The 14,610-nt window shown below is 64.0% G+C and carries 13 protein-coding genes and 1 rRNA gene; 6 read left to right on the top strand and 8 right to left on the bottom strand.

Annotated features, from left to right (window positions below; all coding sequences use genetic code 11):
• Positions 1-67: 67 nt before the first annotated feature.
• The 3 genes from AC1TQG_RS16865 to AC1TQG_RS16855 are packed head-to-tail and all read left to right on the top strand — an operon-like array spanning position 68 to position 5,751.
• Complete coding sequence (locus tag AC1TQG_RS16865) at positions 68-2,074, top strand: alpha-1,4-glucan--maltose-1-phosphate maltosyltransferase (protein ID WP_482139865.1); 2,007 nt, start codon at positions 68-70, stop codon at positions 2,072-2,074.
• Positions 2,071-4,281 carry a 1,4-alpha-glucan branching protein GlgB gene (gene glgB, locus AC1TQG_RS16860; RefSeq protein WP_482138825.1) on the top strand — a complete coding sequence of 737 codons (2,211 nt, stop codon included), beginning with the start codon at positions 2,071-2,073 and terminating at the stop codon, positions 4,279-4,281. The genes AC1TQG_RS16865 and glgB overlap by 4 nt, the downstream gene beginning before the upstream one ends.
• Positions 4,282-4,302: 21 nt before the next feature.
• Positions 4,303-5,751 (top strand): neutral zinc metallopeptidase, encoded by a 1,449-nt coding sequence (locus AC1TQG_RS16855; RefSeq protein WP_482138823.1) that lies wholly within the window; start codon positions 4,303-4,305, stop codon positions 5,749-5,751.
• A gap of 56 nt (positions 5,752-5,807) precedes the next feature.
• Here the strand turns inward: AC1TQG_RS16855 and AC1TQG_RS16850 are convergent, their stop codons facing one another.
• From AC1TQG_RS16850 to AC1TQG_RS16835, 4 genes are read right to left on the bottom strand one after another with little or no spacing between them, the layout of a single operon-like run.
• Positions 5,808-6,776 (bottom strand): tetratricopeptide repeat protein, encoded by a 969-nt coding sequence (locus tag AC1TQG_RS16850; RefSeq protein WP_482138822.1) that lies wholly within the window; start codon positions 6,774-6,776, stop codon positions 5,808-5,810.
• Positions 6,776-8,005 carry an MFS transporter gene (locus AC1TQG_RS16845; RefSeq protein WP_482138820.1) on the bottom strand — a complete coding sequence of 410 codons (1,230 nt, stop codon included), beginning with the start codon at positions 8,003-8,005 and terminating at the stop codon, positions 6,776-6,778. Before AC1TQG_RS16845 ends, AC1TQG_RS16850 begins: the two co-directional genes overlap by 1 nt.
• 41 nt (positions 8,006-8,046) lie before the next feature.
• Entirely contained in the window at positions 8,047-8,382 is a 336-nt protein-coding gene (locus AC1TQG_RS16840) for a DUF3817 domain-containing protein (RefSeq protein ID WP_482138818.1), read from the bottom strand.
• A 13-nt stretch (positions 8,383-8,395) separates the two neighbouring features.
• The gene (locus AC1TQG_RS16835; protein WP_482138817.1) at positions 8,396-9,583 is read right to left on the bottom strand and encodes an acetyl-CoA C-acetyltransferase; all 1,188 of its coding nucleotides are present in this window, start codon (positions 9,581-9,583) and stop codon (positions 8,396-8,398) included.
• A 67-nt stretch (positions 9,584-9,650) separates the two neighbouring features.
• On the opposite strand from AC1TQG_RS16835, the gene mce reads away from it, so the two are divergent.
• Both mce and AC1TQG_RS16825 read left to right on the top strand, forming a co-directional pair.
• Positions 9,651-10,133, top strand: coding sequence for a methylmalonyl-CoA epimerase (gene mce / locus AC1TQG_RS16830; RefSeq protein ID WP_482138815.1), 483 nt, complete (start codon positions 9,651-9,653; stop codon positions 10,131-10,133).
• A 117-nt stretch (positions 10,134-10,250) separates the two neighbouring features.
• Positions 10,251-11,309, top strand: a complete 1,059-nt coding sequence (locus AC1TQG_RS16825; protein WP_482138813.1) for a hypothetical protein — start codon at positions 10,251-10,253, stop codon at positions 11,307-11,309.
• An 11-nt stretch (positions 11,310-11,320) separates the two neighbouring features.
• Here the strand turns inward: AC1TQG_RS16825 and AC1TQG_RS16820 are convergent, their stop codons facing one another.
• Positions 11,321-11,581 carry an ATP/GTP-binding protein gene (locus tag AC1TQG_RS16820; RefSeq protein WP_482138812.1) on the bottom strand — a complete coding sequence of 87 codons (261 nt, stop codon included), beginning with the start codon at positions 11,579-11,581 and terminating at the stop codon, positions 11,321-11,323.
• A 16-nt stretch (positions 11,582-11,597) separates the two neighbouring features.
• Positions 11,598-12,278, bottom strand: a complete 681-nt coding sequence (nucS, locus tag AC1TQG_RS16815; protein WP_482138810.1) for an endonuclease NucS — start codon at positions 12,276-12,278, stop codon at positions 11,598-11,600.
• Between the two features lie 68 nt (positions 12,279-12,346).
• Here nucS and AC1TQG_RS16810 point away from each other — a divergent pair, with 68 nt between their 5' ends.
• Positions 12,347-12,892 carry an NUDIX domain-containing protein gene (locus AC1TQG_RS16810; RefSeq protein ID WP_482138808.1) on the top strand — a complete coding sequence of 182 codons (546 nt, stop codon included), beginning with the start codon at positions 12,347-12,349 and terminating at the stop codon, positions 12,890-12,892.
• An 18-nt stretch (positions 12,893-12,910) separates the two neighbouring features.
• On the opposite strand, the gene glsA is transcribed toward AC1TQG_RS16810, so the two are convergent.
• Both glsA and rrf read right to left on the bottom strand, forming a co-directional pair.
• A complete protein-coding gene (gene glsA / locus AC1TQG_RS16805; protein ID WP_482138806.1) occupies positions 12,911-14,305 on the bottom strand; it encodes a glutaminase A in 1,395 nt (464 codons plus the stop codon).
• A 182-nt stretch (positions 14,306-14,487) separates the two neighbouring features.
• Positions 14,488-14,604, bottom strand: a 5S ribosomal RNA gene (gene rrf, locus AC1TQG_RS16800).
• Positions 14,605-14,610: the final 6 nt, after the last annotated feature.

The raw sequence follows: 14,610 nt of genomic DNA, 5'->3' as shown, positions 1-14,610 counted from the left end.
ACCGACAACGATGACAGTGCAACACCCCTCGAGAACCCATCGAAAACATCGAAAGGTGGCGCAGAAGGTGATAGGGCGCATCGGGATCGATGACATAGCCCCCGTGGTCTCCTCTGGTCAGTTCTCCGCGAAAGCGGTTGTCGGAGAGACCGTCCCCGTCAGCGCAACGGTCTGGAGGGAAGGCCACGACGCGGTTGCCGCCACGCTGCATGTCGAAGGACCGTCACGGAGCAACAGCCTTGACATCCGGATGTCGCCTGGCGCCGAACCCGACACGTTCAACGCCCTGTTCACGCCCGATGCCATGGGCTATTGGTCATTCCGGATCGACGGCTGGAGCGACCCTTTCGCGACATGGCGCGACGCCATGGACAAGAAGCTCGCGGCAGGTCAGGGCAGTTCCGAACTCGCCAACGACATCGAACGCGGTGCGCGCCTGCTCGAAAAGGCGATCACGCTCGTCCCGCCGGACGACCGCGAACTGCTGTCCGGTGCCATCGCAGCATTGCGTGATCAACAGGCCGCGCTCCCGGTCCGCGTCGCGCCGGCACTCTCGGAACCGGTCAGCACCCTGTTGATCAACCACCCGGTCCGGGAATTGGTCACCAAGAGTCGCACGCACCGCGTCTGGGTCGACCGCGTGCGCGCGTTGTTCGGCTCCTGGTACGAGATGTTCCCCCGGTCCACCGGCGGGTGGGACAACGACGGGCACCCGGTTCACGGCACCTTCCTCACCGCAGCCGAAGATCTGCCCCGGATCGCCGATATGGGCTTCGACGTGGTCTATCTGCCACCGATCCATCCGATCGGTGAGGTGAACCGCAAGGGGCCCAACAACTCTGTGATCGCCGGACCCGACGATGTCGGCTCTCCATGGGCGATCGGGTCGGCGGACGGCGGACACGATGCCATCCACCCACGGCTCGGTACGCTCGACGACTTCAACTATTTCCGCCACCGCGCCGAGGAACTCGGCATGGAGGTCGCTCTCGACCTGGCGCTGCAGTGCGCGCCCGACCATCCGTGGACCACCGAACATCCCGACTGGTTCGTCACCGAACCTGACGGGACCATCCGTTATGCGGAGAATCCACCCAAGAAGTACCAGGACATCTACCCGCTCAACTTCGACGACGACCGCAACGGGATCTTCCGCGGCGTGCTGAAGGTCGTCCTGCATTGGGTCAAGCAGGGCGTCAAGATCTTTCGGGTCGACAACCCGCACACCAAGCCGCCGGATTTCTGGGAGTGGCTCATCGTCGAGGTGAAGAAACGCGACCCCGATGTGCTGTTCCTGGCCGAGGCCTTCACGCGGCCCGCCCGTCTGTACGGTCTGGCCAAGTTGGGGTTCACGCAGTCGTACACCTATTTCACCTGGCGGACCGCCAAGTGGGAGCTCACCGAGTTCGGCAACGAGATCGCGGCCAACGCAGACGTCTGCAGGCCCAATCTGTTCGTCAACACCCCGGACATCCTGCACGAGAGCCTCCAATACGGCGGCCCCGGGATGTTTGCGCTGCGGGCGGCCCTGGCCGCCACCCTCTCCCCGACGTGGGGTGTCTACAGCGGATACGAACTGTTCGAACACAATGCCGTACGCGACGGCAGCGAAGAGTATCTGGATTCGGAGAAGTATCAGCTGCGTCCCCGCGACTACAAGGGCGCGGCAAGCCGTGGTGAATCGCTCGAAGGATGGATCCGCTCACTCAACGAGATCCGCAGGCGCCACCCGGCGCTGCAGCAGTTGCGGTACCTGAAGTTCCATCACATCGACAACGACGCGCTCATCGCGTTCTCGAAGTTCGACCCGCACACCGGCGACACCGTCGTGGTGGTCATCAACCTCGACCCCATCGCCGCCCAAGAATCAACCGTGTGGCTGGACATGCCCTCGCTGGGCTACAACTGGCACGACCGCTTCAGCGGTATCGACGAAGTGACCGGCGACAGCTTCCACTGGGGCCAATCCAACTATGTCCGGCTGGAACCATGGCGCTCGGTTGCCCACATCGTTGCACTTCCGCCCATGCCCGAGGCGGCGCGCAGCGCACTCGCGTTCAGGACTCCCTCATGACCACACCGTCAAACACCGCACCCGACGCCACCCTCGAGAAGTCAGAACTCGACAGGCTCCTGTCCGGAACACACCACAACCCGCACGGGGTTCTCGGCGCCCACCCATCGGGTGAGTACACGATCCTGCGCACCCTCAAGCCTGATGCGACCGCGGTGAGCGCGGTCATCGGCGGCGTCGACTACCCACTGACACATCAGGATTCGGGCCTGTTCGTCGCCACCATCCCATTCGCGGATCTGATCGATTACCGGTACCGCGTCACCTATCAAGACACGACCGGCACCGACCGCGAGTTCGTGGTTGCCGACGGATACCGGTTCCTTCCCAGCCTCGGTGAGCTCGATATCCACCTGTTCACCGAGGGCAGGCACGAACGGCTGTGGGAAATCCTCGGCCCGCAATCCCGGCTGTATTCGACGCCGGACGGCAGTGTCGACGGCACCGGCTTCGCCGTGTGGGCACCGAATGCCCAGGGTGTGACCGTCATCGGCAGTTTCGATGGCTGGCGCGGGCATACCGCGCCGATGCGCAGCCTCGGCTCGAGCGGGGTCTGGGAAGTCTTTGTGCCCCATATCGGTCCGGGCACCACGTACAAGTACCGGATAACCGGCAACGATGGCGTCGTCCGGGAGAAGGCCGATCCGATGGCACGGGCCGCAGAGGTTCCGCCGGCCACAGCTTCGGTCATCCCCGAGACGTCGTTCGAGTGGACCGATGCCGAGTGGGTGGACCGCCGCGAGAAGTCGGACGCGGTCAACGAGCCGATGAGCGTGTACGAGGTACATCTCGGGTCGTGGCGCCAGGGTCTGGGATATCGCGAACTCGCCGACGAGCTCGGCACATACGTCAGCGACCTCGGCTTCACGCACGTCGAGTTGCTCCCGGTCTCGGAGCACCCGTTCGGCGGATCCTGGGGTTACCAGGTCACCTCCTATTACGCACCGACCTCACGTTTCGGCACTCCCGACGACTTCCGGTTCTTCGTCGACCGTCTACACGAGCTGGGGATCGGAGTCCTTGTCGACTGGGTGCCCGCCCACTTCCCCAAAGACGCCTGGGCCCTTGCCCGTTTCGACGGCACGCCCCTCTACGAACACAGCGACCCGCAGCGCGGCGAGCAGCTGGACTGGGGCACTTACGTTTTCGACTTCGGCAGGCCCGAGGTCCGCAACTTCCTGGTTGCCAACGCGCTATACTGGTTCGACGAGTTCCACATCGACGGACTGCGCGTCGATGCCGTCGCCTCGATGCTCTATCTCGACTACTCCCGCCCGGACGGTGGCTGGTCCCCCAACATCTATGGGGGTCGCGAGAATCTCGAGGCCGTGCAGTTCCTGCAGGAGATGAACGCGACCGTGCACAAACACCACCCGGGTGTCGTGACGATCGCCGAGGAATCGACATCGTGGCCCGGGGTCACCCGCGATACCAATCTGGGTGGACTCGGCTTCACGATGAAGTGGAACATGGGCTGGATGCACGACACGCTCGGCTACCTCGGGCGTGATCAGATCCACCGCAGCTTCCATCACCACGAGATCACGTTCTCGCTGATGTACGCGTGGAGTGAGAACTTCGTGCTGCCCATCAGCCACGACGAGGTCGTGCACGGCAAGGGCACACTGTGGACGCGGATGCCCGGTGATTCACAGACCAAGGCGGCAGGTGTCCGCGCGCTGCTCTCCTACATGTGGGCCCATCCGGGCAAGCAGTTGCTGTTCATGGGCCAAGAGTTCGCCCAGACCCCCGAATGGTCGGAGAGCCGCAGTCTGTCCTGGGAACAACTCGAAGGCTGGGAGGGTGAGCTGCATGCCGGTGTCCAGTCGCTCGTCACCGATCTCAACAGCACATACCGTCGACACCCGGCGCTCTACAGCCAGGACATCACTCCCAGCGGCTACTCCTGGATCGATGCCAACGACACCGCGGGCAACATCATCAGTTTCCTGCGATGGGGGTCGGACGGCTCGGTGGTGGCGTGTGTCTTCAACTTCTCCGGCACCACCCGTACCGACTACCGGGTCGGCCTCCCGGTCGCCGGGGTCTGGAACGAGATCCTCAACACCGATGCACCGGCGTACGGCGGGACCGGCGCCGGTAATCTCGGTCAAGTGATCGCGAACAGTGAAGCCTGGCACGGTCGGCCCGCATGCGCCCGGCTGACTTTGCCCGCCAACGGAGCCATCTGGATCGCGCCTGCCTAGCGGCGGCCGCCCGGGACATCCGTGAAGACACGACGAATATCGTGGATCAGTGGGCTGGTCGGTGTTTGCCTGCTGGTGTCCACCGGCTGCACCGACCGCGAAGAGCGTGTTGTGGTCGACGGCGATCCGGTGTCTGTGTACTCCGACCCGTTCACCGTTGCCGGCCTCGCGGTCACCGACGGCCCCACCGGCCTGCGTTCCGACGCCGAAGAACCGGTGCTCGATATCGACAACGCGGACTCCGGTGAGATCGACACCCTGATGGCCGCGGCCCTGCTGGATCTCGAGTCGTACTGGAAAGAGGCGTTCGAACCGGCGTTCGGCGATGAGTTCAAAACCGGTCTCGGGTTCGTGTCCTGGGATGCGCAGGCACCCCGAAGCGCGTCGGTGACCTTCTGTGGCGACTCGACCTACGGACACGTCAATGCCGCCTTCTGCCCGCCGCGGGACCAGATCGGCTGGGACCGTGGAGTATTGATGCCCGCCCTGCTCGACGAGTTCGGACCGATGGCTCCGGTGACGGTCATCGCCCACGAGTACGGCCACTACGTACAGATGATCGCAGGCATCGACAAAGACGCGTCCCCGATCGTCAGCGAACAGCAAGCAGACTGTCTGTCGGGCAACTTCATCCGATGGATCGCCGAGGACAACGGCAAATACCTGCAGATCAACACCGCGGACGGGCTCAATACCGCTGTCGCCGCGCTGATCTCGGCCCGGGACAGCGAACGTGGACAATCCGATCACGGCACCGCGTTCGAACGGGCCTACGCATTCGAGACCGGATTCGCCGGCGAGCCGGAGACTTGCGCGGCGATCAACGAGATAAGCGTCGACGAGATGCGCGATGCAATGCCGCCGCGTTTCGACAACGCAGGCAGCATCGACACGACCCGGTTCAGCGAAGGCGGACTCGACTCGGTGATCTCGTCGGTCGAGGAGTTCTTCGCCCTGCCACCCGACGTTCGGCCTGCTGTCGACACCGATGCCCTGAACACCGGGTGCCCCGCGGTGGACACGGTCGCCACACGGCCACCGGTCGCTTTTTGCCCGGCCACCAACTCGCTGTCGATGGATACGTCAGAGCTCGCGTCGATCGCCTACAACGGAACCACCGGTCCCCCCGGGTTGCCGAGCTTCATCGGCGGCGATTTCAGTGCGTACTCGCTGGTGGCATCCCGATACTCGCTCGCGGCCCAACAGGCCCGCGGTCAGGTGATCGACCAACCGGTCTCGGCAGCCCGAGCGGTGTGCGCCACCGGCCAGTGGGCCCGATCGACCGCGGACTCCGGTACGTTCACGCTGCGCGGCGGCGACCTCGACGAGTTGGTGTCCAGCCTGCTGGTCAGCGGTGCGGTGGCCAGTGACGTGGCCGGCCGTTCGCTTCCGAGTGGTTTCTCCCGGATCGCAGCATTCTCGGCCGGCTACTTCGACACCGACAGTGGTTGCTCCCGCTACGACCCGTGAGACCTGATCAGTACCGGGCGGTCAAATACAGGGCGGTCATCAGTACAGGGCGGTCATCAGTACAGGGCGGTCGCGAGCTTGCGCCTCGCCGCGACCACAAAGGGCTCGGCCGGATCGAACAATTCGAACAGTTCGAGGAGCCGGGCCCGGGCGGCGGTGCGATCGTCGCCCGCAGTCCTGGCGACAACCTTGATGATCCGATCGAACGCGGCCTCGGGCTGCTGATTGAGCAGCTCCACGTCCGCGGCGGCCAGTTGCTTCTCGAGGTCGTCGGGTGATGCGTCGGCCAGCGCTGCCGGGTCGTGGGACTGGGCCCGCGCGACGAACGTCAGGTTGCGGACCAGCGACGCGGCCTCGAGGTTGTTCGGCTCGGCAGCCGCGATCTCTTTGTAGTCGGCAAGCGCGCCGTCGATGTCACCGTCGTTGAGTTTGTCCTCGGCCGCCGCCATCCGCGGGTCGATCGGATCTTCGGCCTCGACACCGGCCTCTGCGGGGACACCGGTGAGCCCAGCACCGTGCTGGCTCATGACGTCGTCGATCCAACTCTGGATCTGCGCGGCCGGCTGTGCGCCTGCAAATGCCGACACCGGCTGACCGCCGATGATCGCGACCACGGTCGGTACGGACTGCACACCGAACAACTGCGCGATGCGCGGGTTGGCGTCGACATCGACCTTCGCGAGCACCCAGGCACCACCGGATTCGGCGGCCATCCGCTCCAGCGTCGGCGACAGCTGCTTACACGGACCGCACCAGGTCGCCCAGAGGTCCACCACGACCAGAACCTGCGAAGACCGGGCAACGACCTCGGTTTCGAAGGTTTCCTCGGTGACGTCGTAGACGGCGGGGAATCCTGATCCCCCGGCCGGGACCGACGGTGGTGCGGCTCCCGGTGGCGGTGTGGGCCGACTGGCTTGCGCACGTTGCGCGTCGGCACGCTCTTTGAGACCCGAAAGGTCCACGGCGCCTGACATTGCCGCTGCCGCACGGGCAGCCGCCTGCTGACTTTGTTGCGGTCTGGTCATTACTCCAGTTTGGCACGGTCGTCGGTGACGTGGTGCCGGGGTCCGGTTGTGCGGGGCCGGACCACGGGTGCAAAAACGATGGCGACGGCCAACCCGGCCACCGCAAACCACAACGCGCTGCCGAGAGAGAACCATTGACTGAGCGGCCCGATGACCGCCGGGCCCGCCAGCATCCCGACATAGCCGAAGCCGACAACCACCGAGATGATCTGACCGCTCGACGCGGTCGTGACGTTTCCGGCAGCGGTGAACAGCTGTGGAACGCCGCCCGCGACACCGAGGCCGAACACCGCCCATCCGACGATGCTCCACGGCGCGGTGGGTGCGCAGATCGCCAGCGCCATTCCGGCCACGGCGACTGCCGCACCGGCGCGCACGACGGCAACCGGGCCGAACTTCGCGCTCACCGTGTCGGCGGAGAACCGGAAGAGCACCATCGTGGCGCTGAATGCACCGAACGCCACCGCGCCCATGGCATCGGAGACGTTGTAATTCTCGACGATGTAGAGCGCACTCCAGTCGTAGGCAACGCCCTCGGCGAGCATCAGCATGAACGCCACCAGTGCCAGCAGCGCGATCCGGCCCCATGGTCGCGGCTCGCCGACCGCGACGTCCTCGCCCCGATCAGGCCCAGCCGCGCCCTGTTGATCGGACACCGCCCCCTGATCAGATCCGGCCACCTCGTCGCCCGCGCGGCCGGTGAACAGGTCCCGGGACAAGACGATCGCGCTCACCAGTCCCAGAGCACAGAACGTGCCCAAAACCGCCATGAGGGGCACGTCGAGCGCCAACCCGCCCGCCACGATCCCCGCACCGGCCAGGCCGCCCACCGAGAAGTATCCGTGGAACGAGGACATGATCGGCCGCTTGTAGGTGCGTTCACACAGCACCGCCTGAGTGTTCATCGAGACGTCGAGCGCGCCGTTGAAGAAGCCGAACGCCACCAGCGCGACCGCCAACGCGGTGGTGCTGGTGGCCAGACCTGGCAACAGGATCGCCAGCGACAGACCGACCGCACTGACCACCGTTGGCCATTTGGATCCGATGCGGTCGGTCAACGGTCCGACGAGTTGCATCGCAACCAGAGCCGATCCGCCGATGGCCAGCAACAGGCCGCCCAGTGTGGCGTGACTGACGCCGGTTCGATCCTGGATCACCGGGATGTGGGCCACCCACATGGCGGCCAACAGACCGTTGAGTCCGAAAATGCACGAAACCGCCACCCGCACCCGAAGATTCGGGTGCGCGATGGCGGCTTCGGGTGAGGTTGTCAGGCTGTTGCAGCCTTCGACGGCGCTTCGACCCCGTCGAGGTGGCCATTGCGCTTCGCCCAGACCTCGAAGACCAAGGTGCCGAACGGCGGAATGCTCGCCACCAGCGCGAGGCCGGTGGTTACCAGGTTCCACTTCAGGCGCCACGCGGTGAACAGCGAGACCACGACGTAGACCACGAACACGATCCCGTGGGTCATACCCGGGATGGCGATCGCTTCTTCATGGCCGAGCACCCACTTGAAGAACATCGCGATCAGCAGCGCCAGCCAGGTCACGGCCTCGGCAATCGCCACTACTCGGAAGATCTGGGCGGTGAGTTTTGCAGAAATCAATTTTCGGTCACTTTCACTTCTTGGGTACAGAAATTATGAGCGCATCACCCTGTCCGCCGGCGCCACAGAGTGCGGCCACACCCGTGCCACCTCCGCGGCGGGCGAGTTCCAGGGCGAGGTGCAGCGTGATGCGTGCACCGGAGGCACCGATCGGGTGACCGATTGCGATGGCGCCACCGTTGACGTTCACTTTATCGTCGGAGACCCCGAGTTCCTTGGCAGAGGCCAGGCCGACTGCCGCGAACGCTTCGTTGATCTCGTACAGATCGAATCCGGCGGGATCGACCCCAGCCTTCGAGGCAGCCTTGCGGATGGCGTTGGCCGGCTGATGCTGCAGGGTGGAGTCGGGTCCGGCGACAACACCGTGCGCACCGATCTCGGCGATCCACTCGAGCCCGAGAGCCTCCGCCTTCGCCTTGCTCATCACGATGACGGCAGCGGCGCCGTCCGAGATCTGCGAAGAATTGCCTGCGGTGATGGTGCCGTCCTTGCGGAACGCCGGGCGTAGACGTCCCAGCGAATCGGCGGTGGTGTCGCCGCGGATGCCTTCGTCTTCGGCGAACAGGATCGGATCACCCTTGCGCTGCGGGATCGGTACCGGCACGACCTCGTCGTCATAGACGCCGTTCTTCCACGCGATGGCGGCGCGCTGGTTCGACTGTGCGGCGAATGCGTCCTGCTCCTCGCGGGTGAACTTCTCGACGTCGTTCTGCGCCTCGGTGAGCGCGCCCATCGGCTGATCGGTGAACGGATCGTGCAGTCCGTCGTAGGCCATGTGGTCGACGAGCTCGGTATTGCCGTACTTGAAGCCGCTGCGGCTGCCCTGCAGGATGTGCGGGGCCTGGGTCATCGATTCCTGACCACCGGCGACAACGCACTCGAACTCGCCTGCCCGGATCAGCTGATCGGCCAGCGCGATCGCATCGATGCCCGACAGGCACATCTTGTTGATCGACAGAGCGGGGACATCCCAGCCGATGCCTGCCTTGACCGCGGTCTGCTTGGCAGGCATCTGACCGGCGCCGGCACCGAGAACCTGTCCCAGGATGACGTATTCGACCTCAGAGGCAGGCACGTTGCCCTTCTCCAGGGCTCCGCGGATGGCGATCGCACCGAGATCCACCGCACTGAAATCCTTGAGCGAACCCATCAATCGGCCGATCGGGGTACGGGCTCCGGACACTATTACCGACGTTGTCATCTGTTCTGACCTCTCTGAAAAGCTGGCTGAATCGTCGCTCAACTAAAGCCGAGGTTACCTTTATGCCATGAGCACATCTGAACAGAACCCCCAGTCAGTGGCCATTGCCACCATCGGCGAGCTCGTCACAGCGGTCGATCATGTCGGGATCGCAGTGCCCGATCTGGAGGCCGCCAAGGCCTGGTACCTCGAAAACCTGGGCCTGGTGACGCTGCATCAGGAGACAAACGCCGCCCAAGGTGTGGTCGAAGCGATGGTCGGGCCCGCAGGTGCCGACAAGACACACGCGCTCATCCAGCTGCTGTCGCCGATCGACGAGACGTCGACCATCGCCAAGTTCATCGATCGCAACGGCCCCGGACTGCAGCAGATGGCTGTCCGCGTCACCGACATCGACGAGGTCACGCGCCGTCTGGTCGCCAACGGTCTGCGGGTGCTGTACACCGAACCGCGCCGTGGCACCGCGAACTCACGGATCAACTTCATCCACCCCAAGGATGCCGGTGGTGTCCTCCTCGAACTCGTGGAACCGGCCACCGCAGCGCACTGAATCCCCACCCCGAAGCCGCGGACCGGGCCGGGGACACGGGTTGCAGCCTGGTAACTCCTGTGCGCCGCACCGTGTTCACCCCCGGTCCCGGCGGCAACACAGCGTAAAATCTCAGCCATGCCAAATAACGAGGCCACATCTGCCAGCGGCCTGCCGTTTGCCACGGTCATGCGTGGTTACGACCGGGATCAGGTCACCGAGTTCTTCCGTCGCTTCGACGCGGAGATGCGGGTTATCGCCGCCGACCGCGACGCCGCCACGGCCAATGCCCGTGAACTCGCCGAGAATCTCGAGATCGCCCGCGACGACATCGACGAGCTTCGCCGCGAGGTAAATCGGTTGTCTGTGCCACCCACCACTGTGCAAGGGATGAGCGAGCGCGTCTCCAGCATGCTTCGCCTGGCTTCTGACGAGGCTTCGGAGATCCGGGCACAGTCGGAAGCAGAAGCGGCAGAGGTACTTTCGATCGCACGTCAGGAAGTCACGGAACATCGCGAGGAGATCGCGCGAAAAACCGAGGAACTCGACCGCCGCCGTGAGGCGATGCAGGCCGAACACGAGGCCACGATGATCGCGGCCCGCAACGAGGCGCAGCGCATCCTCGCCGAGGCAAAGGCACAGGCCGAAGAACTCGACGCCAGGGCGCAGGCCAACCGGGAACGGATTCAGCAAGACTTCGACATCACGATCGCCGCCCGCCGATCCGAGGCCGTCGCCGCTGCCAACAAACTCGAGACCGACAGCAAAAACGAGGCACGCGAACGGCTCGAGAACGCACATGCCGAAGCCGAGAGCCTACGTCAGCGTGCCGCCTCCGCGGCAACCGAAAGAGTCACGCGCTCACAAGAAGTCACCGAACAGGTGCGTGCGCTACGGAGTCGGATGTTGTCTCAGCTCGCCGAGATCCGCAGCCAACTCGACGATGTCCCCCAGTTGCTCGCCGCAGTCGAGAACGAGCCCGAACTGCTCGATCCGAACACGACCGGCCTCCTCAACAAAGAACTCTCCGACAACGCGCGCCTCGAAGAGCCGTCATCGGGCCTGGCCGACGATGCTGTCGACAGTGACGACGTCGACACCGAAGTCGCAGCGCTCGACGAACCCGCCGATCGCGAACCGCAGGACGATACCGACAGCACCGACACCCCCGATCGGGTGAGTTCTTCTTACCGGTAGCTCCCGCGGCACTAACGTCGTGCGCCGCGCGTGCCCCGCGCGGCGCGACGCCAGCATCCGGTGTGCCAGTGGCGGCGATCATCCAGATAGGACGCGCCGCCCTCGTACCCGTCCATCCCGTAGTCATCCACCGGCCAGGCCACCACGTGCGGAACACCCACCATCACGGTCTGGTTGCAGCCCGGGCATCGGTAGATCTTGGTTGCGCGTTGACCGGTAATCGGCCGGACGTAGTAGTCGTCGCCGCCGGGGCCTGGCTCGATCCGTTCCATCACACTCGCCGGTATCTCAGAACAGCCGGAACTCGGTGCTCTCGGTCCCCCGAAGCTTGTCGTAATCGAGCGTGACGCACCGGATGCCGCGATCGTTGGCGAGGGTCTTGGCCTGTGGCTTGATCTGCTGGGCCGCGAAGATGCCCTGCACCGGGGCCAGTAGTGGATCACGGTTCATCAGTTCCAGATAGCGGGTCAGCTGCTCTACGCCATCGATCTCACCGCGTCGTTTGATCTCCACCGCGACCGACGAACCGTCGGCGTCCCGACACAGCAGGTCAACGGGTCCGATGGCCGTCATGTACTCACGCCGCACCAGCGAATAGCCGGTGCCGAGCGTCTCCACGTGTTCGGCGAGCAACTCCTGCAAGTGTGCCTCGACACCGTCCTTGACCAGCCCCGGATCGACGCCGAGCGCATGGCTCGAATCGTGTTCGATCGCGGTGATCGTGATCTGGAGTTCCTCGCCGGCTTTGTTTGTCACAACCCAAAGTTGTGGTCCATCAGGCGTTTCAGGCGTGGTCTCCACCAGCCAGCACGGTGGGCTCATCCAGTTCAGCGGTTTATAGGCACGATCGTCGGCGTGCACGCTCACTGAACCGTCGGACTTGATCAACAGCAGTCGGCGAGCTTTGGGCAGATGGGCGGTGAGCCGTCCGACATAGTCGACCTGGCACTCGGCAATAACAAGACGCACGAGGACCACTTTAGGCCCGCGGCCGCGACGCGTGTCGCCCCCGTGCCGTGCGCGGGCCATATTCTGATGTGGTGTCGATCAAGCGAGTGTCTTCAGCCGAGGTATATGCCAACCCATGGTTGTCTCTCCGGGAGGACAAGATCCTTCGCTCCGACGGCAGCACCGGCATCTACAGCGTCGTCGACAAGCCCGAGGGTGTCATCGTCATCCCTCGCGAAGACAGTCGCCTGTATCTGGTCGAACAGTTCCGATACGCAGTGGACGCGCGGCGATGGGAGTTCCCGGCAGGGACGGCACCGGACCGTCAGGTGGTTCCGGCTCAGGCACTCGCAGTTCGCGAGCTCGCAGAGGAAACAGGCCTCCGCGCCGGGTCCCTCACCCGGATCGGGACAGTGGATGTCGCACCCGGTTTCAGCAGTCAGAGACAAGCGGTGTTCCTCGCCGAGAACCTGTCTGCCGGGACCGCCCAGCGTGAACACGAAGAACAGGACATGGACGCGCGCTGGTGGCCTGCGACGGAGGTATGGGCGGCGGTCAGCTCCGGAGCGATCTGCGACGCCCAGACCCTGGCCGCACTGACCTTGCTCTCCGCCTACGACGCCACTGCGAGCTGAACGACGTCCGTCATCCGGTTACCGCTCCTCGATCGCCGTCTTCAGCAAGAAGTCTTCTGCTTGGGCAAGTGCATCGGCCATCGTCTTGACGACGTAGTCGAGCTGCGGACCCGGTTCGGCCTCGTGGGTATGCGCCCGCAGCACAATGCCGTCCGGATCCACCACCACCGCAATGCGTTTCACATTCTCGAGGTTCTTGCTGGCACCGAGGAACATCGTTCTCGACACCTCGTCGACCTGATCAACTCGACTCATGTCGAGGATGACCACGTCGAATTCCTTGGCCGCCGATCGAACACGTCGCAGCACGCTCTCGGTACCCGAAAACGTCAGGTCACCCTGGAGCTCGTAGATCCTGATGCGATCACGCTTGCCTTTGAGGAAGTGTCGCTCGAACTCGTTGCGTTCGGTGGCCACCTCGAACTCCTCCGCGGATCGGAAGGAGCGAACCGCGGACCTGCTCTGCCGGGCAACGTTGAACATGTGCAGACCGAGATCGGATGAAAGCCGCTTACAGGCGCTGACACCACGCACGCTGTTTCCATGCACGTCGAGAAGCGGCGAGTACACGCCGATACCGAGCTGTCCGGGCAACACCGCCATGATCCCGCCACCCACACCGCTCTTGGCGGGCAGACCCACCCTGGTCACCCAATCTCCGGCTCCGTCGTACATGCCGCACGTCGTCATCACGCTGAGCACACGTTCCACAATGCCCTGCGTCAACACCCGCCTGCCCGTTCGCGGATTCACGCCCCCGTTCGCCAGCGTGCCACCGATGACCGCAAGGTCGTTTGTCGTCACGATCAACGAGCATTGGCGGAAATAGAGGTCGATCGAATCCTCCGGAGAGGCTTGCAGAGCACCAAAGCTCTGCATCATGTACGCAATCGCACGGTTTCGGGCCCCGCTGCGCATCTCGGAGCTGTAGACATCGGCGTCAAGTGACAGCTGACGGCCCGCGCAGGATGAATAGAAGTCGAGCAACTCTGCGAACGCAACGTCGACATCGGGTTGGACTTCGAGGAGCAGGGAAGACGACAGAATCGCACCCGCGTTGATCATCGGGTTACGTGGCCGGCGCTGTGAATCAACGCTGATCTCGTTGAACGCCTCACCCGAGGGCTCGACCCCTATGCGTGCGTCGATTTCATCAAAACCCTTGTGCGTCAAAGCAAGTGCGTATGTCAGCGGCTTCGATACAGATTGGATGGTGAAGCCGACATCCGAATCAGCGATCGAGTACACGTACCCGTCGTGCAACGCCAACGACAGCCCGAATCTGTTGGGATCGACCTGGGCCAGCTCCGGTATGTAGTCCGCGAGTGCGCCTGCACCGCCGGCAGCGCACGTGTCGTGGATGTGTTGCAGATACGACTCGACCAGAGTGGGGCCGCCGACCAGTGATGCCATGTCTCATCTAAGCAAATATTCGCGCACCACACTACGACCCCAGAACACACGAAAGGCGACCCCAGAACGCAAGAAAGGCCCCTCACATATGAGGGGCCTTCGATGACTCCGTCTTGGAGATAGCAAAATACCCTGCATTCGGAACCAATAAAGGTCCCGAATACAGGGTATTCGCAAATAGTGTTCGGCGGTGTCCTACTCTCCCACACTTATTAAGGTGCAGTACCATCGGCGCTGGTAGGCTTAGCTTCCGGGTTCGGAATGGGACCGGGCGTTTCCCTACCGCTATAGCCGCCGTAACAATG

Source organism: Williamsia sp. Y844 (genome assembly GCF_056786475.1).
Note: the sequence above shows the minus strand (reverse complement) of the source record. Positions and strands in the feature narration are given on the sequence as shown.

What these genes read in the sequence shown, in the direction of transcription:
- mce (WP_482138815.1), top strand. Translation starts at nt 9,651, where the DNA reads ATGAGCACATCTGAACAGAACCCCCAGTCAGTGGCCATTGCCACCATC.
- AC1TQG_RS16820 (WP_482138812.1), bottom strand. Translation starts at nt 11,581, where the DNA reads ATGGAACGGATCGAGCCAGGCCCCGGCGGCGACGACTACTACGTCCGG.
- AC1TQG_RS16835 (WP_482138817.1), bottom strand. Translation starts at nt 9,583, where the DNA reads ATGACAACGTCGGTAATAGTGTCCGGAGCCCGTACCCCGATCGGCCGA.
- AC1TQG_RS16850 (WP_482138822.1), bottom strand. Translation starts at nt 6,776, where the DNA reads ATGACCAGACCGCAACAAAGTCAGCAGGCGGCTGCCCGTGCGGCAGCG.
- glsA (WP_482138806.1), bottom strand. Translation starts at nt 14,305, where the DNA reads ATGGCATCACTGGTCGGCGGCCCCACTCTGGTCGAGTCGTATCTGCAA.
- AC1TQG_RS16825 (WP_482138813.1), top strand. Translation starts at nt 10,251, where the DNA reads ATGCCAAATAACGAGGCCACATCTGCCAGCGGCCTGCCGTTTGCCACG.
- glgB (WP_482138825.1), top strand. Translation starts at nt 2,071, where the DNA reads ATGACCACACCGTCAAACACCGCACCCGACGCCACCCTCGAGAAGTCA.